Source organism: Virgibacillus sp. W0181 (assembly GCF_051846915.1).
Classification (GTDB): domain Bacteria; phylum Bacillota; class Bacilli; order Bacillales; family Amphibacillaceae; genus JBPYCR01.
The window spans coordinates 162397-184442 of record NZ_JBPYCR010000003.1; the positions used below are offsets into that span (position 1 = coordinate 162397).

A 22046-nucleotide genomic window follows, 5' to 3' on the forward strand; every position below is an offset into this window, starting at 1 on the left:
TTAAGATTGTAACGCTATATGTTGCTTGTTCATTTATGATTTGCTTACTCTATTATAACTTACTTTTGATGCTTTCAAATTGTTTCAATCTATTATTTTTTTAGATCACAAATAGTTTAGTAGATAGTAAATAAGTTTAATAAGTTGCCAATGTGTTAAATATGACAACATGACGTAAAATACGGGGGTATAAATAATGACCATTCCGCACATTGTCTTACTATTAGCGATCGGTTATCTTATTTTTACATTTGATATCAAACAAAAAAATTTGCCTGTCCCTGTTATTCTCGTATTAATCGGTACGGGGTTGTCATTTACACCTTATTTTTCTTCAATTAAAGTGACAGAAGATATGATTTATTCCGTTTTTCTGCTTGGTTTGCTTTTTGTTTCTGCTTATCAATTTTCTTCGGGAGCATTACGGAAGCATGCACGTATTATTGGCTTTCTAAGTACATTTGGCATTGTTGCAACTGTTATTTTATTAGGTATTTTGATTTATTATATCGGCTTCTTTTTCACAAGCGTTTCATTTATAGGTGCTTTATTACTAGCTTCCATTCTAACACCGACTGACCCTGTGTCGGTCGTTTCTGTTTTAAAAAATTCCTCCGATAGCCCCGATATCGCCAATATCGTTGATGGCGAATCGATGATAAATGATGGTACGAGTATTGTATTATTCACCGTTTTATTTAACATGTACACGAAAAACCAATCTTTACAATTGCTCGATTTTCTTCAATCGTTTTTAACCGTTTCACTTGGAGGAATAGTTTTAGGAATCATTGTTGGCTGGTTGTTAAGTAAAGCAGTTCATCTATTTCCCCAACAGAATTACCAAGTCATGTTAAGCATTGTTATGGCGTATGGCGGTTTTCATCTTGCCGAGCAATTCAGTTTCTCCGGAGTTCTTGCTACAGTTGCTTCAGGCATCATGTTGTCATGGGAATTTAGTCATATAAATAAAGAGGATCATTATCGTGAAAAATTGGACAGCTTTTGGGGTGTTGTGGAGCCTTCCTTGCTTAGCATGCTTTTTTTACTGATCGGTATGGAAGCAACCTCTTACTTATGGCACGACAAGTGGACACTTGTCATTATTATTTTCTTTGCGTCACTGTTCATTCGTTTTATTATTGTTTCAGGTACATTAAAAATTTTTTCCCATTGGAATCACATAACGTGGGATCAATCCGTCATTATTTCCTGGGCGGGGATTAAAGGAACGATGTCTATCTTTTTGCTGTTATCATTTACACTAAGTGCAGAAAACAGCTCGAATCAAATCGGCTCCATTGGATATTCAGTTGTTATTCTATCTTTGATATTTCAAAGCATTGGTGTTTATCCTTTATCAAAACTGTTGAATAATCGTCATAACGTCTAATTTTTCATAAACGAATCGAGGATGCCTATTGCGCGCAGTCGATTCGTTTATGGTCGTTATTGTCTTTTTTTCGTTTTTTTATTATTATATTTTTCATTTGCCGTTAACGGTTCATTTGCTAATTCATGGTCATATTTTCTTGATAAGTGTTTACGTACTGCTTGCTCATCACTTACTTGATCCTTCTTGTTTTTACTCATAAATAAGAAAATCTCCTTTCCCAATTTTTAAATTGGATAATGCAAGTTTACATTAAATCCAGTTCAAGTTGTTCAGAAGTATGATTATTTTTATTCATTAGACGGATTTGAGTTGGATTAATTTCCAATACAATATAATTTGGATCATCCGGACCATCAAACCATTTTTCCATTTCCTCGACCCATAATTTTTCTTTTAGGGTAGGCGAATCACTTATTGAAACTTTCCCTTCGTACTCCACGTATGCATCACCATATCCATCACCTTCATACCCCAATATAACATGCGTATATGGATTTTTAATTATTTCCTCCGTTTTATGCGTTTCCTCATTTGTTGCAGTAAAAAGTTGCAAATTTTCATGATGAAATGTCATATAACGTGACTGGGGCTTATTGTTTTTAATAGTTGCCATCGTTCCTACATGATCATGATCCAAAACTTTTTCGATCTCATGACGAATATCCTGTTGATTCAATTTCGTTCCTCCTTCTTTGCTCACTTAGCACACCTATTATTCCTCGCTTGGACCAAATTATTAAATAAATGTGCTAGATGTTTTTATGGAAATTCAACGAGTATTCTATCCTTTTCAAGCCATACTAAACAAAAAAGTGGAGTGATATACAATGAATCCGCAAGAAAATGAACCAGCCAATTATTTCGATCAATCGATTATGGATTACAAACAAGGGAGCAGTCGTTTACAAAAACACCTACCTGAAGTCGTACAAGAATATTTTGATTTCACGGAAGAGTGTTTTCGTGAAGGTGCAGTAAGTGAAAAAAACAAGCAACTAACAGCACTAGGAATCAGTATGTATGCACAGGATGAATATTGCATTATATACCATGCAAAAGGCGCAGTTGAACACGGAGCGACTGAGGAAGAAATGACGGAAATAATAGCAGTTTCTGCAGCTCTGGGTGGGGGTGCTGCTTTTTCTCAAGGTGTGACATTGGCTATGGATGCATTTGATTTTTATAAGCAACAAATACATTAAGAACAACATCCACCTGCTCCATATGTAGGTGGATGTTGTTTGTCCATGAAAATCAGCTCAATTGTACTCACTACTTTAAAACAGAATGTATATAAAAGTATCATTTTCCGCACCTTTTCTGTGCTTCATTCACTATATGGTTTTAATTTTATCTTATATGGGTACATTGTTTAGCGAAACGACTATAACATCAGGAGGGTCATTAACAGTGGATTCAATGGACGAAAAGAATGGAAAAATTACACCTCCAGCCCAGAAGCAGAATCGTCAGCCAGGTTTGGAGCATAATATGAAGCCTGCACCTGAATACATTCGGGATGGGTATAAAGGCAGCGATAAATTAAAAGGAAAAACAGCAATTATAACCGGTGGCGATAGCGGAATCGGAAGAGCTATAAGCCTCCACTATGTAAAAGAGGGAGCAAAAGTAGTCATCGTTTATTTGGATGAAGATAAAGATGCTGAAAGAACGAAAGAGCTCATCGAAAACGAAGGTGGCAGTTGCCATTTAATTGCTGGCGATGTCGGAGATCAATCCTTTTGCAAACAAGTCGTAAAAGAAACTCTGGACGTATTCAACAAAATTGATATCCTTGTGAATAATGCCGGTGAACAGCACCCTTTGGATGATTTTTTGGACATTTCAAGCGAACAGCTTGAGAAAACATTTCAAACAAACTTTTTCGGTATGTTTTATTTAACGCAAGCTGTGATGCCATACTTGAGGAAGGGAAGTACAATTATTAACACCTCGTCTGTTACAGCTTATGGAGGTAGTGACGACTTAATCGACTATGCGTCAACTAAGGGTGCAATCACTGCATTTACAAGATCACTGTCGGAAAATATGGTAAGTGAAGGTATCCGCATAAACGGGGTTGCTCCTGGTCCTATATGGACACCGCTAATCCCTGCATCTTTTTCCAAAGATAAAGTAGGTCAATTCGGTGGCAATACACCAATGAAGCGACCTGGTCAGCCAAGTGAAGTTGCGCCTGCATACGTATATTTAGCAAGCGATGATTCCACTTATGTATCTGGGCAGGTATTACACGTAAACGGCGGAATTGTTTTGAATGGATAAATTAAGATTGCATATGAAATGTAATTGTTCAGTTTATCTGAATTGGCACAAATTAAAAACGCCTGTAATTGAATACAGGCGTTTTACGAAATTTGTGGCGAAAAACCATGTGTTCACATCCACATGTGAGCGTTCTTCGACTTACACAAATCAGCTCATCGCTTTATTATTATAGCATGTTTTTGTTCAAATAGTACAGATATATTTTACTTTAGTTTGGAATAACAACTGACTGGGTATATAAAATATAAGAATAAGTATAAGGAGTGTTTTAATAATGACAAAGATTGCAACATTAATTACGGACATGTTTGAGGATTCGGAGTTTACGGAGCCTGCAAATTCATATAAAAAAGAAGGTCATGAAGTAGTGACGATTGAAAAAGAGGCAGGCACTGAAATAAAAGGAAAAAAGGGAGAAAAAGTAACTATAGACAAAGGCATTGACGAGGTAAAACCAGATGAATTTGACGCATTATTTATTCCCGGGGGCTTTTCACCCGACATTCTCCGCGCAGATGATCGGTTTGTAAAATTTGCAAAAGCTTTCATGGATGCTAAAAAGCCGGTATTTGCCATTTGTCATGGTCCCCAATTATTAATTACAGCAAGAACGCTTGAAGGTCGGGATACGACGGGGTATAAGTCCATTCACGTCGATTTGGAAAATGCAGGAGCAAAGTTGCACGACAAAGAAGTCGTTGTATGTCAGAAGCAACTTGTAACAAGTCGTACGCCTAATGATCTCCCCGCCTTTATACGTGAATCCAACAATTTGCTGAAACAATAATTTAAATCCAGAGCTACAAGCTCTGGATTTTTCATTCCTCTATTATTGAATGGCAAATCCCATCTATTCAATCCCGGCATAGTTTATGCTTTAATTAATTTTGGTTTATCCTCCAGAAATTCAGATTCATTTCGGACACCGCACCAATCCAATATATAAGCGGCGTAAACTTTCGTACACTCTTTTACACTTGGCAGATCCACCCACTCATTCGGTGCGTGAATATTTTTCCCAGCAGGACCATAACAAGTAGCAGGAATACCGTTAATATTATATGCTGCTGTATCAACAGTTGCCGTAACGGAAAGATATTCCATCGGCTCCCGATGCACTTTACTGTGCGCTTTTTTCAGACATTTGAAGATATCATGGTCTCTATCCAAATCCACACCCCAAGCATGGTGTCCGTAAAAACTAATTTCAGGCTTCATGTTGCAAAGCCATGGATCGTTATCTGCTACCTTCATTAACCGATCTGTAATTTCGTTTATCACATGCTTCGGATCAATATCAGGATAAAAGCCTACTCGTGCTTCAAACATACAATCGGCTGGAACGGTTGATGCCCAGTCGCCGCCTTGAATTACACCAATATTAACATTTAATGGGTGATCAACCTCTTGAAAAGATGGATGTTTTGCTCGTATATAATTAAGTTCGTACTCATATTTTTTCAATTCCTCTATAAGAACATATGCCTTTTCAATAGCATTGACAGCTTGGTTTGCCCCAAGCACATGAGCACCACTTCCAGTCACACGTACTTTCATTAAAAGGACACCAATCTGTGAAGCAACTGCGTTAGGCCCGAACGGTTCGGGTATCAAGCAAGCATCCGCTTTATACCCTTTTGCAATTGTAGCAACCGCACCATTTCCTGTTACTTCTTCTTCATAAACACTTTGGACAAATAAATCAGCACCCAATTCAATACCTGCATCCTTAATTGCCTGGACAGCGTATATAAGGGCAGCCACTCCAGCTTTCATATCACAAATACCTCGTCCATACATGCGATCGCCTTCAATTTTTGCCGCCCATGGGTCCACATCCCATAGTCGTAGCGGCTCGGCACTGACAACGTCAATATGACCTTGTAAAATAAGGCTTTTTCCTATTGGTTTCCCCTTCGTTTCCCATTTCCCAACAACAACAGGACGCCCTTCGTAAGGCAATTCATGTGGACCATAGCCGGGGATTTTTTTAATTTCCTCTTCATCTGGAATAAATACATCTGTATTAAGCCCCAACTCCTTATACTTATCGGCAACAAACTGTTGGATAGCCGCTTCATTTCCTAACGTGCTCGGAAATCTCCCTAGTTTTTGCAAAAAGTGCACTTCCTCAGTCCAGGATGCATCTATCTGGTCAAATACTTTCTTTACGATTGACATACGCATTCTCTCCTAATTCATTATGTTTTTTCCCTTATAAGGTTACTCCTTCCGCTAATCGATCGTACCTTAAAGGCTCCACAGGAATTACGGTCTCCTCTTCCTTAATGAGTTGCTCGATTAATTTACCAGTAACGGTAGCGAGACTAATGCCGTCTCCCTCATGACCTGCGGCAATAAAAAATCCTGGAACTTCTTCTACTGATGAAATAATCGGTAAATGATCCTCTGTCCATGGGCGTAAACCCGTATACGAACGAATTAAATTAAAATCCTTCATCTTTGGGAAAAATCGCAATGCCCGATTTGCAACCGTTTGAACAACATTTATATCAACACGTCCATCATAACCAACAAATTGCCTGCTACTTCCGAGTAAAAAGTTTTGGCTTTCAGTAGGTTCGAGTACTAATGCAACCCCGTGTTCTGCTGTTCTTGCATCTACTTTCCGATCGCGGCCGAATTTATTCATTAAATAGCCGAATTCCATTACATTGCGCATCATAACTGGTTCCTGTCTTGCGCCAACAAGTATATGCCCTTTCCTCGGTCTGATTGGAATGTCAATATCCAGCATTTCACCTATAAAAGGTGCCCATACTCCTGCTGCATTAACGACCTTTTTTGCAGTAAACGTTCCTTTATTCGTTTCAATTATGAAATCTTCTTCTTTGGATATATTTGTTACTTCCGAATTTGTGATTACTTTTAACCCATACTGCTTTGCTTTTTCGATCAAGGAATAGCAAAATAAATAAGGATTAATTAACGAATCCGTCTCACATTCCAGCCCTCCTGGAATATCATCAGCAAAATAAGGAGATTCATTACGAATATCCACTTGATCCAACACGTTAAATTTCAATCCTGAATCATTCTGAACCTTTACCCATTCAGTAGCCGCTTCCATTTCCTCTTCATTATCACAAACTAATATACTACCATGTGCCCTGTATTCAAAAGGAAGCTCCAAATCATTATTCAAGTCAACAGTTAATTCTTGGCTTACTAATGACATTTTACTGTCAAACCCTGGATCTTTATCAACTATTGTGATATTCCCATCACAACGCGAAGACGTACCGCTTGCAATATCATTTTTTTCGATAATCGCACAATCCATTCCAGCTTTAGCAACGTAATACGCAATCGCACAACCAACAATTCCTCCACCAATAATTGCAACTTCCGCATGTTTTTCAGCAGACACGCTAAGGCCCCCCTTTTAATTCCCCTTTTTCGTACGTTCTTTACATGAAATCTATAACTCTATGAATTTAAAAAATCGGAATCTATTACACTAAATCATTATATGATAGAATAATGAATAACTCTGATTGAAAATAATATTATTCAAGGTTAAGCCTTGTCATATTTATGTTAAGATAAAAATGGTTGTTGTTCAATATTTTACTGCTTCATAGAAAGTGAAAGGAGAATTATTGTGGATGATTTAATCGTCTGCCGGTGTGAAGAAGTATCGATAAACGATATAAAACAAACTGTGAATACATATAAATGTTCTGCCCGGGAAGTAAAATTGCGGACGAGAGCCGGAATGGGGTATTGCGGAGGTCGCACTTGCCGTCCCGCTGTTGATGCTATTTTAAGCGAAGTAACGGGGGAGATACCAAGCAATCATATTCCTCTAAAAGTCCAGCCCCCGGTCCGCCCTATCTCGATGGGCGCTTTAGGAGGTTATGAAAATGGAAAATAATCGAATTGAAGACCACCCAATCTTAGGAAAGCTAAAAAATATAGAGTCGATTACTTTTACGTTTGATGGCAAAACGTATCATGGCCGCCGTGGCGATACAATTGCTTCTGCGCTATTAGCTAATGGCATACGTACGCTACGTGTTCATGAAGAAACAGAAGCACCTCGGGGAATATATTGTAATATTGGTCATTGCTTCGAATGTCGCGTAACCGTTGATACGACTTCCAGTGTACGAGCGTGCTTAACACCAATTGAACAAAACATGGTTGTTGAAAGTGGAAAACCACAGCCGCTACCACTAAAGAAAGCATCGAACGATGAGAAACTTCCTCGTACATATGAAGAATTTAAATCAAACAGCAACAAAAAAGAAGGTGATCCTCTTGTATGATGTCATCATTATTGGCGCAGGACCGGCAGGATTATCAGCTGCAAATGCATGTCGAAAACGGGATTTACATGTCCTTGTACTGGATGAGTTCCCAAGCCCTGGTGGTCGCTTGCTAGGACAGCTTCACCAGGAACCTTCAGGTGAATGGTGGAATGGCGTGGAAGAAACAAAATTGCTCGTCGATGAAGCACATAAGCTACATACAGAAATACAATGCGGAATTTCCGTGCACCACCTTGAAAAAATGGATAACTGTTTTCGAGTTCATACAAATGAAAAAATATTCGATACAAAAGCTGTTCTTATTGCTACTGGAGCTGCAGAAACAGCTGCCCCCATACCCGGTTGGACGTTACCGGGCGTTATGTCGATTGGAGCGGCGCAAGTCATGACGAATGTACATCGCGTACGTGTTGGTACTAAAGGGATCGTTGCAGGAGTAAATGTCCTTTCGGCAGCCATTGCCCGTGAGCTACAACTTGCAGGGGTTGATCTTCATAGCATGGCCTTGCCTGTTGCGAATCCAGTAACAGGGGATGCCGCAAATCCGAGCAAAGTAATGGAGGCATTGGCGCGTATTGGCCATTTGGCACCGTCTGCTTTCCTTCGATTTGGTAGCAAATTTGCAAAAGCAGCATGGGTGCGTAATTTAGCCGTTCAATTTTATCCTAAAAACGGTATTAAAATGTGGGGAATGCCGATTCACATTAGAAAAGCTATTGTGCAAATCAATGGAGCTAAACAAGTGGAATCGGTTACGATGTGCTCGCTTACAGCAGATGGCAAAGTCGTTCCGAACAGCGAAGAAACAATTGAAGTCGATTTTGTCTGTATAGCTGGCGGATTGTACCCTCTCGCAGAGCTTGCTTCTGTAGCCGGTTGTCCTTTTCGGTATATCGAGGAACTTGGTGGACATGTTCCGGTACATAACGAACAAATGGAAACTCCGGTGGAAGGATTATATGTTGCTGGTAATATTACTGGAATTGAGAGTGCTAAAGTCGCCAAGGAGCAGGGTAATTTAGCCGGACTTTCGATCGTAAAAAACATTCAAAAAGATAATAGTAATTTGGAAACCCCACTAAAGGAAGCGATGAATCGTGTAAAAGCTGTTAGAGAATCTGCTTCTATCCAATTTCACCCGGGAATCAACGAAGGTCGTTCTAAAATAGAAAATGCTTTTCAAGAAAATAGATAATCCGGGTAACTAAAGAAAAGCGTAAGCGCCCTGCCTAGAAACGTAGCGACTGCGCCAGACGGGAGCTGGTGGTTCGATGTCGCCACGCAAAGTGGCGGTTTTAATCGAACATTCCCATATACCCTAAGATAAAGGAATCATGCCCCTGCAAAAGGGGATACGTGAGTTGGGCGCAAAGTCCGTTTTTAGTTGGCATTCCTTTGTCTTACCGAATCGATGATGACTTTCACCCAAGGGCATAAGGGCGACTAAGCCTCTGTCTAAGCCAATCGGCAAGTCTTCTTTATCGCAAGGCGCTGCAGGAAGTCGCCTAGTTTCTGGGCTAGCAGGCTTAGAACGCCACGTCCTGGGACTGCGCGTGAATGCTCGTCCCACCGAAAAGATTTGTGGCGCCGCCTGGGACTGCGCATAAATGCTCGCCCCACCGAAAAGATTTGCACTAGAACATCCTGGGACTGTAGCTACGCTTTCGTCCCATCGAAAAAATTTGTAAGTCGAAGCTAGACAGCTATGCACAAAATTATATACATTCTTATCTTTTAAAGAAAAGCCTAAGCGCCCTGCTTAGAAACGTAGCGACGGCGCCAGACGGGAGCTGGTGGTTCAATGTTGGGACTGTAGCTACACTTTCGTCTCATCGAAAAAATCTGTACGTCGAAGCTGGAGAGCTACGCGAAAAATTTTATACATTCTTATCTTTTAAAAAAGGCATCCGAACTCTTTTTCGGATACCCTTCCTTAACAATAGTTAATTACTCAATGTCTGATTGTTTGGTACTTGTTTCATCAATTGTATTATCAAATTTTTGCAAGTATTTACGTGCAAAATCTTTTCCACCAAAACCAAATGCTAGCCCGAACGCTAATGCTAAACCACCTAGTATTAAGATAAAGGCGGAGCTAACAATCGTTGTTGCAATACCCAATTGTGTTAATGCCATAAATACAGCGAGTACAATAATCGCATACTTAGCAAACCCGGCTAAAATAGAAGTAGCTGGACCTGATAATAGATTCAGTAAAACCTTTTGTACCATATTTGCCAAAATAAAGGCTATACCAAGGATTAGTACGGCTGATAGAACAAGTGGTAAATATGCCGTAATCGCTTTTGCAATATTAACTAGAAAGTCAAGCTTAATCACGTGAAGAGCTTGAGCCGCTAGGAAGAAAACAATTAGTACTTGTACAACATAACCAACAATAGTAGACGGAGTCATTTTTCGTTCGCTGTCTAATTTAGAACCTATGTTCATTTGAAGTGCTAAACGATTAAAGCCCATCCGAGCAAGGAATTGACCAACGTATTCGCCTATTAATTTTCCTAACCAGATACCTACAATAATTAATGCTGCTGCTATTAAAATATTTGGAATCATATTCATGATTTGATTCAACATTGCAATTGCAGGATCTGTAATGCCGGTTAAATTAAGTTTTTCAAGTGCAGCTATTGTAATTGGTATCATGATGAAAACAAATACCAGATTACCAATAAATGACGCAAAACTACTTCCTTCAAAAACCTTATTCAGTTTCAAGCGTGCTATTAACTTTTCCGAACCTGCAGCATCCAGTAAATTAACAACAATACTTTTGACAATTTTCGCTACAAACCAGCCAATTACAAATATTAAACCAGCTGTTATAAGTACAGGAATAAACGCCAAAAATGATGAAACTAAATTACTGAATGGCTCTGAAACCCCTGAGATACTGAGGGCATCTAATACACCAGGGATAAACAATAACAAAATTAGATAAAATGCTACTTTCCCTAATGTTTCCATAAAGTTACTGACTTCTTCTTGTGTTTTTGCAAGTTTAATTTTATATAAAAACTGGTGTAAATTTAATTTTTTTGTGCCCGTTACAATCAACCATTGAACAGCAGCTGCAATTATCCAAGCTAAAGCTAATATTAGCGCTGCTTTTAACACGGCAGGTATAAAGTTAAAGAATGTTGAAATTAAATCTGATAAAGGATTAGCAATCATATCTAGATTTAACAAATTGAAGAATAAAATGAATACTACTAATAATAGTATATAATAAACCGTTTTACCAATAACCTTGTCTGCATTGATCGGCTTATCACTTGTTCGAAACTTATTAAGCAATTTATCATCTAAATCAACTTTTTTTAATGCTTTTTCAACCATACTACCTATAAGTTTCGCAATCAACCAACCAATTAGCAAAACAATAATTGCAATTACGAAGTTTTGTACGCCTTCCATAAAATTTTCCGAAAGGTATTGATCCATAAAGTTTTCCAAACGAATGCACTCCTTTTTTGTTTATACTTTACATTACCCACCTCGGAAATCTTCTAAACTATAAAGACATTACTTTAATCTCCTTCTGAATGCAGAAGAAATTTCTTTCTTTAAATTTTAGAACATTATTCTTGTAAATTGCATTCCAACGAACCGCTATTCGTTAGCTTCTTAAGAGCTGTACGGTAGATGCTGTTGAGGATTACTGGCAGTTAACCGTTGAAACACAAAATCACTCCCATTAAAATGAGAGTGATTTTATACTTAGTAAATGCACCCTAGCCTTATCTCTTCGCAACACTTTCCTGTTTCAATTTCGGAATAATCATGAAGAAAAGCACCACAACAAGAAACCCGATAATTGATAAAAGTAAAACTTTTAATTTATTGGCGCCCGGGTTTTGCTCGTCAATTTCATCATTAACAGCCAACTGCTCATTCGTACGTTCAAATAAATGAAACTGTTTTGCTTTGGCTGTAATATTATTTTCTTTCACAGAATTTGTCTGAAATAATTGGTTGGTCAGAAAATCCGTATCTTTTTTTGCGGGTAATTCAAAAGTAAGCCCCTTTTGCTCTTCAGGTAATTCTTGCTTTTTGATCAAGTTATCACGCATTTGATTGGATTGAATGTTTATTTTTTTCTCTTCATAAACATTCGGCTCAACAGGATTAGGTTCCTCCGCAGACAAAATACCAACATTAAATTCGAGCATACCCAACAACATGAGTAGCAAAATTGTCCTACGTAACACTTTCTTCATTGGCATTCACCTTTTGCTTATTCCGCATTAATTGCCAACCGTAGATCATGGCAGAAATAATTACAGATAAAATTAACAAGATAGCCATTGTCAAGTACAGCCCAGATTCATTTCCGTACTGCAAACTCATATAAACATTTGCAATTGGATTGCTGAAAGAAAAATCCGGTACGACAATATCGATTAACGGTGTTACGAAAAATACGATCATTACTATACTTGCGATCCAACCAATGAAAGGTCCTATAAATAAAGAACCTCTAATGATGTTGGCGCAAGCCAGCAATAAAACAATAGTAATGAAAGACCATTTAATCGATTGTGCTTCGTCAAGTGCGTATATATTAAGGCCATACACACTAATAATAAGACCTACCGAAACAGTTAATATTAGGAACAATCCACTTTGAACGAGTAAGGAACTCCCGGCATAATAGTGACTTAAAAACCCGATTAACAATCCACTAATCAGAATGATGATAAACAAAATTACCGGTGGAATACGATCTTCTTCCTGCGTAAGTACTTTACCCTTTGTTTGTCCTTGTACTTGTACTTGAACCGGATCGGATAAATAATCATATACAATTGGATTGGACTGACCGTCTACTACAGTATTACCAAGAACGTCATATACGTCGTCTTTAACCTTTTCCGTCGATGCTACATTAACTGACCAGCGATTATTTAACTCATCTGACTGGCTTTGTACATTTCCAACATTTTGTTGCAGTTTTTCCGTTGACTCCGTTATATTGCTTTGACTTTCACCAAGAGATGCAACCGAGTCGGATAATTGTTCCATATCGTCCAATGTTCCTTGCTGAGTCTGGAATATCATTTTTCCGTCCAAGTATTGAATCGACGGTGATTCTTCCCATTCGAACGGATTCGTGACAATATCATCAATTTCCCCGGAAATTGCTGCAACGTTAGTTTGCATGCTTTCCAGTAATTTTTCTGTGTGTTGCTGTTCCTGTTCAATTACTTTCTTATATTCTTCAATCATTGAACTTACCGCACTTATTTGCTCCGTAAAACTTTCCTTTTGCTCCTGCAACGTCATCACTTCTTCATCGCTTACACCGAATATCGGCTGTAATTTTGACGTGTACGTTGTTTTCACTTGTGAAAACAGCTGGTTGATCTTGTCATCAATGTTTAGTTCTTCTATTTTTTCCGCAACAACACTGGAAGGTCCTTGTTGAACTAGCATAGTTTCATATCTATTTAATGCATCGTTGTAATTCATTAAAGCGGTAAATGTTTTTCGGTCTTTTTTCTTTAATTGATTGAAACGTTCCTGCAAATCCAACTTTTTATCTTCATCTTTTATTAATTCAATAATTTTTGCTTGTTTATTTTCAGTTCTATTAACTAAATTGCTTTTTATATCATCAAAGTTATTGAGCAGCTTATCATTTAAATTCTCGATAACTTCAATGTAATTATTCAAGTCTTCTTGTCCTGTCTTAGCCTCCAGAGTGGTAATCTCATTCTTTACGCTTTCTAGGCTATTTTCAACACTTGTCCAGTCCATACCATTTTGTTGATCGTTTGTATTCTCGCCACCTTCGTTATTAGCATCTCCTTCAGGTGGATCTTCGGCATTGTTTTCTGCATTTGTGTTTTCTTCTGAGTTCTTTAGATTCATGATTTCCGTTTCTAGATCAGCTACAAATGCTTTCAATTGATCAACAGATAGGCTTTCTTCATCTTCCGGTTTTATTGGCACAATCCATTCACCCTGCAAATCGGATTCAGCAAGCTTTTGGATTTCGTTATTCATATTTTCATAAGCTGTTTGCAGAGATTCCAGATGATAGCTCGTAACAATTTTCATAATTTCATCATTTAATTGTGTATAGGTTGATTTATTTTGCTCTTTCCAGTCGACCCAGTTTTGAATCGTTTCTTTCCCTTGGTTAATGTTACCGGTAATTCTCCCTAGAAGATTTGTATTTTGTTCTTCAAGTTTAAGAACTGTTTTCGAAATAGTCTTCAGTTGATCCTCTTTTAATTGCGCCTGTTCTTCTATTGTTTGGTTAAATTGATTAAGTGATTTAGATATTTCCTGTTCGCTTTTCTTTTGTGCATCAGTCAACAGCTTTTGCTGTTCCTGTTGCGTTTCTTTGTATAATTCAAGTGCTTCCACAAATGTTTTCATTTTATTCTCGGCTTCATTAGCAAGTTGAACACTTGAGGATGACTGCTCATCAATTTGATTTGTCTGGTTCGCAATTGTTTCAAACCGATCCCGAAGAGATTCAATTTCACCGACTAGCTTTTTGGATGAAGGCGTATAGAAAGAATGCATTGCTTCTTGAAATGCAATTTCTTTTTCCAAAATAGCATCAAATTGTTCACGAATATGATCGATTTCTTGTGATACATAGCTCCAATATGTAACTGCCATTTCTTTACTTATTTTATTTTTTTGCTAATGCCATTTCCTTATGAACCCGTTGCCTATTTTTCGCTTCCAAATTCGGTTGTATGACGTAATCAATGGAAGCTTTATTTGGTGAGTCTTCTTTAAACGACATGACGTCTTTTGAAAAATCAGAAGGAACATAAAGTATTGCATCATATTTTTCATCGGCAAATCCATGCTCTGCCGCACTTCGACTTATGACGGTCCATTTGTAATCGGCCTGATCATTTAATAAACTGGCCACCTCTTTACCAATTATAACAGGCTCGTCGTCCTCCTCAACTCCAACATCTTCATTTACTATAGCAATGCTTCTTGTAGCTGTTTCTTCAGGTTCGGATGTTTTCACAACCGGCTGACTGTCTACATACCGAAACATCAACAATGGAATAGATAAAATAACTAGTACTTTTACTATTAACGCTAAAGAAGATGGTAATCCTTGATTCAACTGCTCATCACCCTTTCCAACTCACAATGAGGGATCTGTATTTTTGTTGCATCACCGTTCTCAATATAATACCCGTAGCCTGCCTGAATTTCCTGTTCATTTCTTGTAAAAGGCAAATTAAATAAACTTTGTTCCATCTTTTTCATTAACAGCACAGCTTGTTTAACTTGTTTTAACTCATTGGTCAATGGATCAAATCCTTTAGTAAATTCTGATGAAGTTCCGGTGACAATCATATGGAAGCCAAGGTGGCTATAATTTTTCATCAACTGGGTTAATTTCGTTTGTATCGTTGTATCTATCTGTTGCTGAAAATGTCCGACTCCATCAATCATAAGAACAATTGGATGGAAGTCTAAATGATTTGCTGTGCGTTTAGCTACAGCTTCTAAATAGGACGCTTCTCTTTCGGAAAGTTCCTTCTCTACGCTTTCAAGCCATGTTACAATCGTTTCTTTTGTTTCAAGATAATCAATTTTTTCTTCTTCGGCATAAGTGTTTAAGTGATGGCTGATGGAATCAAATAAACCTATGTTCACCTCAGAAATTTCAAGCATAATTTCCATCATCAATTTAAGAACATTTGTTTTTCCCTTTTGCGCATCTCCGATAACAAGAGTATGCTTATTTTTATTTATGTTCATATAGACTGGTCTGACACTGTCTTCGTCAAGACCTATTGGCAAGAGACCTTTTTGCTTCCGGATGCCATAATTGTCATGGAAGCTAACGAAGTCCAATGTGCTTGGAAGCATTGGAATTGGTTCTGGCTTTTCATCTTGTGCATAGCTTTCTGCTATTAATGTTACTTTATCTTTTATTTGTTCTAGTACTTCTATATCGGTTTGACCATCTGTCGGCATATAAATTTGAGCTAAAAACGCTTCCTCTTTTTTTACATAAGCTCTACCGGGGGTGGCTTCCGTTTCATACGGTGTTCTTCCCAGTATGTTCAACTTTTCGGATGTATCCATTAAGTAATGGACAATTTTCGTTTTTAAATTACTCATTAATGCTTGTCTGACAGCATTTGCTCTCGTAGCAGTCAATACTGTGTAAATACCGAGCGATTGACCGTCTCTAGCAATTTGCACAAACCTGCTTTCCATCTCCTGCAGTTCTTCTTTAACTAAATCAAAATTATCGAGCGTAATATATATTAGCGGTAGCTTATGTTCACTAATCGTGTTATAAAGTTGAATATTACTAACCTGCTGATTACGAAATAACTGTTTTCTCGATTCCATTTCCTCGGTAATATAGTTCATGAATTTCTCAATTTTCCTCTGATCATCGGATCGGAAATAGTCTCCCGTATGTGGTAATTGCTGTAAGGGAAGTAATGTACCGTTTCCGAAATCGAAAATGTAGAATTGAAATACTTCCGGGCTATTCATCTCCGAAAATTGCAGTAGTAAAGTTAATAGAGTAGTAGATTTTCCATAGCCGGAGGAACCGAATATGCCAATATTGCCGTCTTCCATCGCCTTATAGTAGTAAACGGACTGTCTTTGTTGTTCCGGTTCATCAATCATTGCAATACTAAACTGTTTTTCATTGCGATTTGCGTCTTGTGGAAATATTAGTCTATTCGGCAAAGGTGGAAGCCATGGGCTGGATAATTTTTTAATCATAAGAGCTTCCTGCTGCTGGACAATTTCATCAACAACTGCTTCTATCTCTGTTTTCTTTTCATAGATGGTGCTTTCCTTTGTTGCCACATCGGACAATGGCTGTAAACCGAGATCCGTTACTAATGCGATTGCATCTTCCGTACCAAATGCTTCTTTCATATATGGGGCTCCACTCCAGGCTGATTGAAATAATTCATATACTTCATTGTTGCCAACTTGTAAGTATCCCCGACCAGTTACGGTTAACTTGGAAGCGTCCGAATTCTTTAAAATTTCTTTGCTGTCACTATCATCCTGTACTTTCAAAGCAACTTTAAACCTGGCATTACTCCAAATTTGATCATCTATAATGCCGCCAGGCTTCTGAGTAGCCAAAATCAAATGAACTCCTAGACTACGACCAATTCTCGCTGCACTTACAAGCTCTCGAATAAAATCAGGTTCTTCATTTTTAAGTTCAGCAAACTCATCTGAAATTAAAAACAAATGTGGAAGTGGTTCTTGAGCTACTTTTGTTTTATACATTTCTGTGTAGTCATTTATATGGTTTACTCCATATTCATCAAATAACAGTTGTCTTCGACGTAATTCACTTTTTATTGATTCTAGAGCTCGTTTACTGAAATTTTTACTGCCCTCAATATTTGTTATCGTTCCTAACAAGTGCGGCATATTTTTAAAAGGTTGTGCCATCCCGCCTCCTTTATAGTCAATTAATAAAAAGGCTACTTCGTGCGGATGAAAATTTACTGCCATTGACAGTATGTATGTTTGCAGGAATTCACTTTTACCTGAACCTGTTGTACCGGCCAACAATCCATGAGGACCATGTGCTTTTTCATGTAAATTTAAAAATACACGGTCATCTTTGCCTTTTAGACCAATTGGAACTGCTAAAGACTTTGATGTCTCATTGGAAAACCAGCGTTCTCTTATCCTTAGCGCAGCCGCTTTATTCGCTTTAAACAGCTCCATAAAAGACACCGTATCCGGAATTGAATTACTCATGCCTAACTGGTGGTCTAGCGAGCGGAGCATGCGTGAAAACCGTTCCTTTCCAACTTGAGAATAGACATCAAGTTCAAAAGGAATGTGAACAGCCTTTTGCTCTTGTATTAAAATATCTCCATGCTGTTCATCAATATAACGAACGAGTGTATGAATGTTTTCGGTTAAACTTTCTTTCGTATCTGCGGCAAAAATGGTCGAAATACCAATATCTGTATGCTCACCTTCCAAATACTCCAATATGATATGTTCCGAAATCAATTGCCGATTCGTTACGATAAACACTAAATGCGGAGAAAAAAGTTTTTTCTCTTTCTCTTCATCTAGCTCCCTCTCCTTCAGCATTTCATGAATGGATGACAGTAATTGATCTCTCGTTTGTTCATTGTATATAAATCCTTTCGCAAACGATTGCGGCATTTGAAAATGTGGTAAATATTTCATCCACTCCCAATCTTGATAATCATCCTCATGGAATATCGCAACAAATCTGACGTCGTGATAACTTTGTGAAAAACTCAACTGACCAATAATTTGCTGTATCTCGTTTTTAACAATGGATTCTTTACCAATTAACCCCATCGAACCCTGGGATAAATTAATGGTTAATGGAACATTTTTCACTTGCTTATAATGAGAAACCAATTCTTGAGACTTTTCAAGTAAGTCATCTATTTCCTGATTAGACATATCACTTCTTTGTATGGACACTTCATAGCTTGAAGGAACGGAAGCCCGACCGACTCGAAAATTGAGAAAGTCACTGCTCATAAGCGTTCGTTCCCAGATTCGCTCACTAATCTCTGAAGTTAAATATTTCATACGTTCAAATGATGGATAATGGTAATATAATATCCAGCGTTGTTTGTCGGACAGGTTTTGAAGTTCAATTCGTTTATCCTCCAGGTAACGTGTGTATAACCTTTTGCGCTTCTCCCGTTTTGCTTTCAAATTCTTTTTTTCCTTGAAATATTGTACAGTGGAAGTAATTAATGTTGTCCCAAAAATTGCGATTGATATAATAATAAAAATTCCACGGGGACGTACGAGTGCAACTATTCCCATAACTACGAGCATAACAAGTGGCGGCATAATAATTAATAATAGGCCACGCCTGTTATCCTCTGTCTCTTCCGATGGAAACGTAAAGGATACGTTATCATCCGGTAATTCATAGACCATTCTTGGTGTTCGCCTGTAAGCAGGGTATTTTTCTTTTAAAACCGTCGTCGGCAATTTCATTTTCGGTAGTGCCAGCTCCGGACTTTTTATACCGGAAACAGCTATACTATCATTCTGTACGAGAGTTATAAACATATCTTTATAGAAAACAATATCTCCGGTACGAATACTTGTTAAATCCTGGCTTCTTTCACCATTTACATAGACGAAAGCATTTTTCGAATGAATCATCCATCCGGACTCGTCTTTCATAAGAGAACAGCTTTCATCCGTATTATATGAAAAGCTATCCGACTGTTTATGAAATGATACTTCGGATTGATCGCCTATGTAATAAACCTTTTCCTTTGAGATTTGCGTATGATAAACAGCCTTAATAGCTGTACCGTCGATTGTAAATTTCACAGGTTTTCCATCATTAAGGTTAGCGATCTGATCGTTTCCCTGAAAAAGAACTAGCCCACCCGATTTGTTATCTACCTGAATTTTAATTTCCGGGTCAATGGTAAAGGTCCGAATCGTAATTGTGTGGTTTTTATTGTTTCCGATAGTTATATCGGGATTATTTATATCAAAAGTAACAGGTTGAAATCTGTTATTATAAAAAAACCATAGTTGACTCATCCGATCACACCCTGCATTTTTATATTCGTGAATCGAAAACACTGCTTAATTTTCTGTTTTGGATCCATTTGATGTATTTTCCTGAACGTTTTGTTCCGGTTGTTTTTCCTCTTGTTCTTCTAATTCTTGTTTCTCTTTTTCTTCTTGTTCCATTTCTTGTTTATACTCATCTATTTCACTCTGTACTTCTTTGATTCTTTCTTCTCTTTCTGATCCATTAAGACTTTGGTCACCTTTTATTTCTTCCCGGTATTTCAGTAAGCCATAGATAATTAAATCACGATTCTCCAAAATCCTTGCAATATCCGTTGCTTTTTCATTGACCCCTCGTCCGATTAAAATCCAATATAAAAAATAATTTCTATCCGATTGTAGAGTGACTGAATTTTCCACATTTGCTCTCTGCTCTTCTGTCAATGCTTCATTCTTAATATACGATTTTGCGAGTTGATACTGAACCACATATGGCATTTTCTCTTCATCATAACCTTTTAATGTGCTGAACACTGAACTATATTGATCCTGTAAGAAATAATTACTGCTTTCCACATAAGCCTCTGATTCCGGTATTTTAAAAAAGGTCGCAAAGCCGTTGTAAGCAAGAGATGGCACTAAAAGGAACGCAATGATCAACAACACAATCCGGTGCCTCTTCCATTTTTTCTTTGGTAATTTAATCGTTGTATGATTAAAATTATCCAATTCCTTCAACTGCACTTCGATCATTTCCAACAATTCATCATAAGAAGATGCTGTCATAATTGATTTAGCTTTATCAGATAAAGTAATTGTCTCGTGATGCTGTAAATATGTATAAAAGTCATACTTATCGTCAACCACCGATGCGGTTATAGCTCTTGCCTCACGCCATAACCGTTCATGATCATCTTCATACGGAGGAATGCTTTCACTAACCCCATAATGTAAAAAGTGCGGAGTTAAGCCTAGATCATACATGACGTTCTCCGGGCACACAATCAATTTTAAACGTTGAAATGAATGGTTTTTAATTTTTAAAAGAAGATTATAAGCCATTAACCATTTTTCTTTTTCATTTGCACTTTTGCTATCATTAAGAGAAAAATATGTATCCGGTGGGGTTATTTTAATTGTCAACTGGTCTTCCGTTAAATCAAATTGTTTATTAAATTCAGTATTCAATCTCTGGAGCATGGAAATTTCCAGTTTATCGCGTAATTTTATTTTTGCTCGTTGAAATATAATATGAATCTGATGTTTTTCATAAGTGATTTTTGCTTCCGTTTGCTTCTCAAAATAAGTGCTTTCCTGTTGTGACATGGCCTACCTCCTACTTGGCAAACATCTGATTCAAAAATAACTATTAGTTTTTTGCTATGTAGTAATACTGTTACAAAATTTCAATGCAATCCCCGGACGTAATCCCGCAGTCTGTTAATTTCCGGTTGCCATAAAATACTTTGTTTTTATTTATCACGCGAACCCAATTACCATCTTTCGGTATTGCGTTTACTTGGGAAGCTTGCCATACAATTTCAATGAAATTTTTTAAGTCATGTTGATCCGAAAGACGCAGATCAATACTTTTTTTCTCATAATTTTTTAAATCAACGGAAACTTCTATATACATGAGGTCCATCCTTTTTTCCTCGTTATTCAACAATATATTAATTCTTGCATGAAAATAGGGCTCTACAATAAATAGTGTTGGTGAAGAAAATTCACTAACACTATTTATTAGTATAAAATTAGAAAACAAGTGAGTTTCCCTTTAGAATTAAAGTCGACCAAAACCAAATCCAGGAGGGAAATCACTTGTCTTATTCTAAGAATATAAAAGTTTTACTCGATATACAAGATAAAAACATTACGATTGTAGAAGATTCTATTCAAATTAAGAAACATCAAGGAATCATGACCAAGTTTATTCCAGCTAAACTTACCTACACACCAACACACTGTGCATGTTGTGGGGTTAAGAATGAAAATTATACCGTTTATAAAAATGGCACGAAAACATCAAGTATCACCCTACCAATGTCTGGTATATATCCAACGTCTTTAAACTTAAAAAAACAGCGATTTTTCTGTAAAGCTTGTAATACTTCGTTTATTGCACGTACATCAATTGTCGAAAAACACTGCTTTATTTCAAATCATACAAGAGCGAAAGTACTTATAAAATCAACCGATGCACAATCCCTAACCGACATCGCCAAAGACTGTTCCGTTTCAACCGCAACAGTGCAACGTATCATAACGAAAGAAACTAAAAAATATAAGCCTTACTATCATGCATTACCAAAACATTTATCGTTTGATGAATTTAAATATTCAAAGGGCCAAATGGCCTTTGAATATGTTAATGGAGAGACTGGAGACATCCTTGATATTTTGGATCGCCGTGATAGCTATACCATCAAAAATCATTTTATTGCCAACTACCAAAGACGCGATTTAAAAGAAGTAGAAACTGTCACCATAGATATGAATGCGGGATATGTGAATGTCATCCA

18 protein-coding genes and 1 pseudogene are annotated in these 22046 nt (G+C 37.4%); 8 read left to right on the forward strand and 11 right to left on the reverse strand.

Translation table 11 applies throughout. From position 1 onward, the window contains the following. The first annotated feature begins 196 nt into the window (after positions 1–196). Entirely contained in the window at positions 197–1393 is a 1197-nt protein-coding gene (locus tag ACLIBG_RS02965) for a cation:proton antiporter (RefSeq protein ID WP_439311223.1), read from the forward strand. Positions 1394–1449: 56 nt separating this feature from the next. Here ACLIBG_RS02965 and sspO read toward each other — a convergent pair whose 3' ends face one another. Together sspO and ACLIBG_RS02975 are read right to left on the reverse strand one after the other, a co-directional pair. Continuing rightward, positions 1450–1593 carry a small acid-soluble spore protein O gene (sspO, locus tag ACLIBG_RS02970; protein ID WP_439311224.1) on the reverse strand — a complete coding sequence of 48 codons (144 nt, stop codon included), beginning with the start codon at positions 1591–1593 and terminating at the stop codon, positions 1450–1452. A 47-nt stretch (positions 1594–1640) separates the two neighbouring features. Further along, positions 1641–2072: a pyridoxamine 5'-phosphate oxidase family protein gene (locus ACLIBG_RS02975; RefSeq protein WP_439311225.1), complete on the reverse strand. Its 432-nt coding sequence runs from the start codon at positions 2070–2072 to the stop codon at positions 1641–1643. A gap of 151 nt (positions 2073–2223) precedes the next feature. Between ACLIBG_RS02975 and ACLIBG_RS02980 the strand changes: the two genes are divergently transcribed. From ACLIBG_RS02980 to ACLIBG_RS02990, 3 genes are all read left to right on the forward strand, one after another. Further along, positions 2224–2598: a carboxymuconolactone decarboxylase family protein gene (locus ACLIBG_RS02980; RefSeq protein WP_439311226.1), complete on the forward strand. Its 375-nt coding sequence runs from the start codon at positions 2224–2226 to the stop codon at positions 2596–2598. A 217-nt stretch (positions 2599–2815) separates the two neighbouring features. Further along, entirely contained in the window at positions 2816–3682 is an 867-nt protein-coding gene (locus tag ACLIBG_RS02985; protein ID WP_439311240.1) for an SDR family oxidoreductase, read from the forward strand. Positions 3683–3956: 274 nt separating this feature from the next. Continuing rightward, entirely contained in the window at positions 3957–4472 is a 516-nt protein-coding gene (locus ACLIBG_RS02990; protein ID WP_439311241.1) for a type 1 glutamine amidotransferase domain-containing protein, read from the forward strand. A gap of 83 nt (positions 4473–4555) precedes the next feature. Here the strand turns inward: ACLIBG_RS02990 and ACLIBG_RS02995 are convergent, their stop codons facing one another. Together ACLIBG_RS02995 and ACLIBG_RS03000 are read right to left on the reverse strand one after the other, a co-directional pair. Beyond that, entirely contained in the window at positions 4556–5866 is a 1311-nt protein-coding gene (locus ACLIBG_RS02995; protein ID WP_439311227.1) for an ArgE/DapE family deacylase, read from the reverse strand. A 34-nt stretch (positions 5867–5900) separates the two neighbouring features. Beyond that, a complete protein-coding gene (locus ACLIBG_RS03000) occupies positions 5901–7076 on the reverse strand; it encodes an NAD(P)/FAD-dependent oxidoreductase (protein ID WP_439311228.1) in 1176 nt (391 codons plus the stop codon). Between the two features lie 228 nt (positions 7077–7304). On the opposite strand from ACLIBG_RS03000, the gene ACLIBG_RS03005 reads away from it, so the two are divergent. The 3 genes and pseudogenes from ACLIBG_RS03005 to ACLIBG_RS03015 all read left to right on the forward strand — a co-directional run bounded on the left by ACLIBG_RS03005 (position 7305) and on the right by ACLIBG_RS03015 (position 9175). Beyond that, entirely contained in the window at positions 7305–7583 is a 279-nt protein-coding gene (locus ACLIBG_RS03005; RefSeq protein WP_439311242.1) for a (2Fe-2S)-binding protein, read from the forward strand. Beyond that, positions 7573–7878 (forward strand): annotated as a pseudogene (locus ACLIBG_RS03010) ((2Fe-2S)-binding protein); the annotation flags it as partial. The gene ACLIBG_RS03005 and the pseudogene ACLIBG_RS03010, both read left to right, overlap by 11 nt. A gap of 91 nt (positions 7879–7969) precedes the next feature. Continuing rightward, on the forward strand, positions 7970–9175 hold the full coding sequence (locus ACLIBG_RS03015) for an NAD(P)/FAD-dependent oxidoreductase (RefSeq protein ID WP_439311229.1): 1206 nt from the start codon (positions 7970–7972) through the stop codon (positions 9173–9175). Between the two features lie 752 nt (positions 9176–9927). Here the strand turns inward: ACLIBG_RS03015 and ACLIBG_RS03020 are convergent. The 7 genes from ACLIBG_RS03020 to ACLIBG_RS03050 all read right to left on the reverse strand — a co-directional run bounded on the left by ACLIBG_RS03020 (position 9928) and on the right by ACLIBG_RS03050 (position 21160). Next, positions 9928–11454: a mechanosensitive ion channel gene (locus ACLIBG_RS03020; RefSeq protein WP_439311230.1), complete on the reverse strand. Its 1527-nt coding sequence runs from the start codon at positions 11452–11454 to the stop codon at positions 9928–9930. 284 nt (positions 11455–11738) lie between these two features. Continuing rightward, positions 11739–12218 (reverse strand): type VII secretion protein EssA, encoded by a 480-nt coding sequence (gene essA / locus ACLIBG_RS03025; protein WP_439311231.1) that lies wholly within the window; start codon positions 12216–12218, stop codon positions 11739–11741. After that, the gene (locus ACLIBG_RS03030) at positions 12199–14634 is read right to left on the reverse strand and encodes a hypothetical protein (protein ID WP_439311232.1); all 2436 of its coding nucleotides are present in this window, start codon (positions 14632–14634) and stop codon (positions 12199–12201) included. The genes essA and ACLIBG_RS03030 overlap by 20 nt, the downstream gene beginning before the upstream one ends. Positions 14635–14647: 13 nt before the next feature. Next, entirely contained in the window at positions 14648–15103 is a 456-nt protein-coding gene (gene esaA, locus ACLIBG_RS03035; protein WP_439311233.1) for a type VII secretion protein EsaA, read from the reverse strand. Next, on the reverse strand, positions 15100–19551 hold the full coding sequence (gene essC, locus ACLIBG_RS03040; protein ID WP_439311234.1) for a type VII secretion protein EssC: 4452 nt from the start codon (positions 19549–19551) through the stop codon (positions 15100–15102). The genes esaA and essC overlap by 4 nt, the downstream gene beginning before the upstream one ends. Positions 19552–19596: 45 nt before the next feature. Beyond that, on the reverse strand, positions 19597–20850 hold the full coding sequence (gene essB / locus ACLIBG_RS03045) for a type VII secretion protein EssB (protein ID WP_439311235.1): 1254 nt from the start codon (positions 20848–20850) through the stop codon (positions 19597–19599). A gap of 70 nt (positions 20851–20920) precedes the next feature. Continuing rightward, positions 20921–21160 (reverse strand): EsaB/YukD family protein, encoded by a 240-nt coding sequence (locus ACLIBG_RS03050; protein WP_439311236.1) that lies wholly within the window; start codon positions 21158–21160, stop codon positions 20921–20923. Positions 21161–21345: 185 nt separating this feature from the next. Between ACLIBG_RS03050 and ACLIBG_RS03055 the strand changes: the two genes are divergently transcribed. Continuing rightward, positions 21346–22046 (forward strand): transposase family protein (locus ACLIBG_RS03055; RefSeq protein WP_439311237.1); only part of this gene is annotated, 701 nt, incomplete at its 3' end.

Coding starts and splice junctions, on each gene's coding strand:
- ACLIBG_RS02965 (WP_439311223.1), top strand. CDS start 197: ATGACCATTCCGCACATTGTCTTACTATTAGCGATCGGTTATCTTATT.
- sspO (WP_439311224.1), bottom strand. CDS start 1,593: ATGAGTAAAAACAAGAAGGATCAAGTAAGTGATGAGCAAGCAGTACGT.
- ACLIBG_RS02980 (WP_439311226.1), top strand. CDS start 2,224: ATGAATCCGCAAGAAAATGAACCAGCCAATTATTTCGATCAATCGATT.
- ACLIBG_RS02985 (WP_439311240.1), top strand. CDS start 2,816: ATGGACGAAAAGAATGGAAAAATTACACCTCCAGCCCAGAAGCAGAAT.
- ACLIBG_RS02995 (WP_439311227.1), bottom strand. CDS start 5,866: ATGTCAATCGTAAAGAAAGTATTTGACCAGATAGATGCATCCTGGACT.
- essA (WP_439311231.1), bottom strand. CDS start 12,218: ATGAAGAAAGTGTTACGTAGGACAATTTTGCTACTCATGTTGTTGGGT.
- ACLIBG_RS03030 (WP_439311232.1), bottom strand. CDS start 14,634: ATGGCAGTTACATATTGGAGCTATGTATCACAAGAAATCGATCATATT.
- essC (WP_439311234.1), bottom strand. CDS start 19,551: ATGAGTCAACTATGGTTTTTTTATAATAACAGATTTCAACCTGTTACT.
- essB (WP_439311235.1), bottom strand. CDS start 20,850: ATGTCACAACAGGAAAGCACTTATTTTGAGAAGCAAACGGAAGCAAAA.
- ACLIBG_RS03050 (WP_439311236.1), bottom strand. CDS start 21,160: ATGTATATAGAAGTTTCCGTTGATTTAAAAAATTATGAGAAAAAAAGT.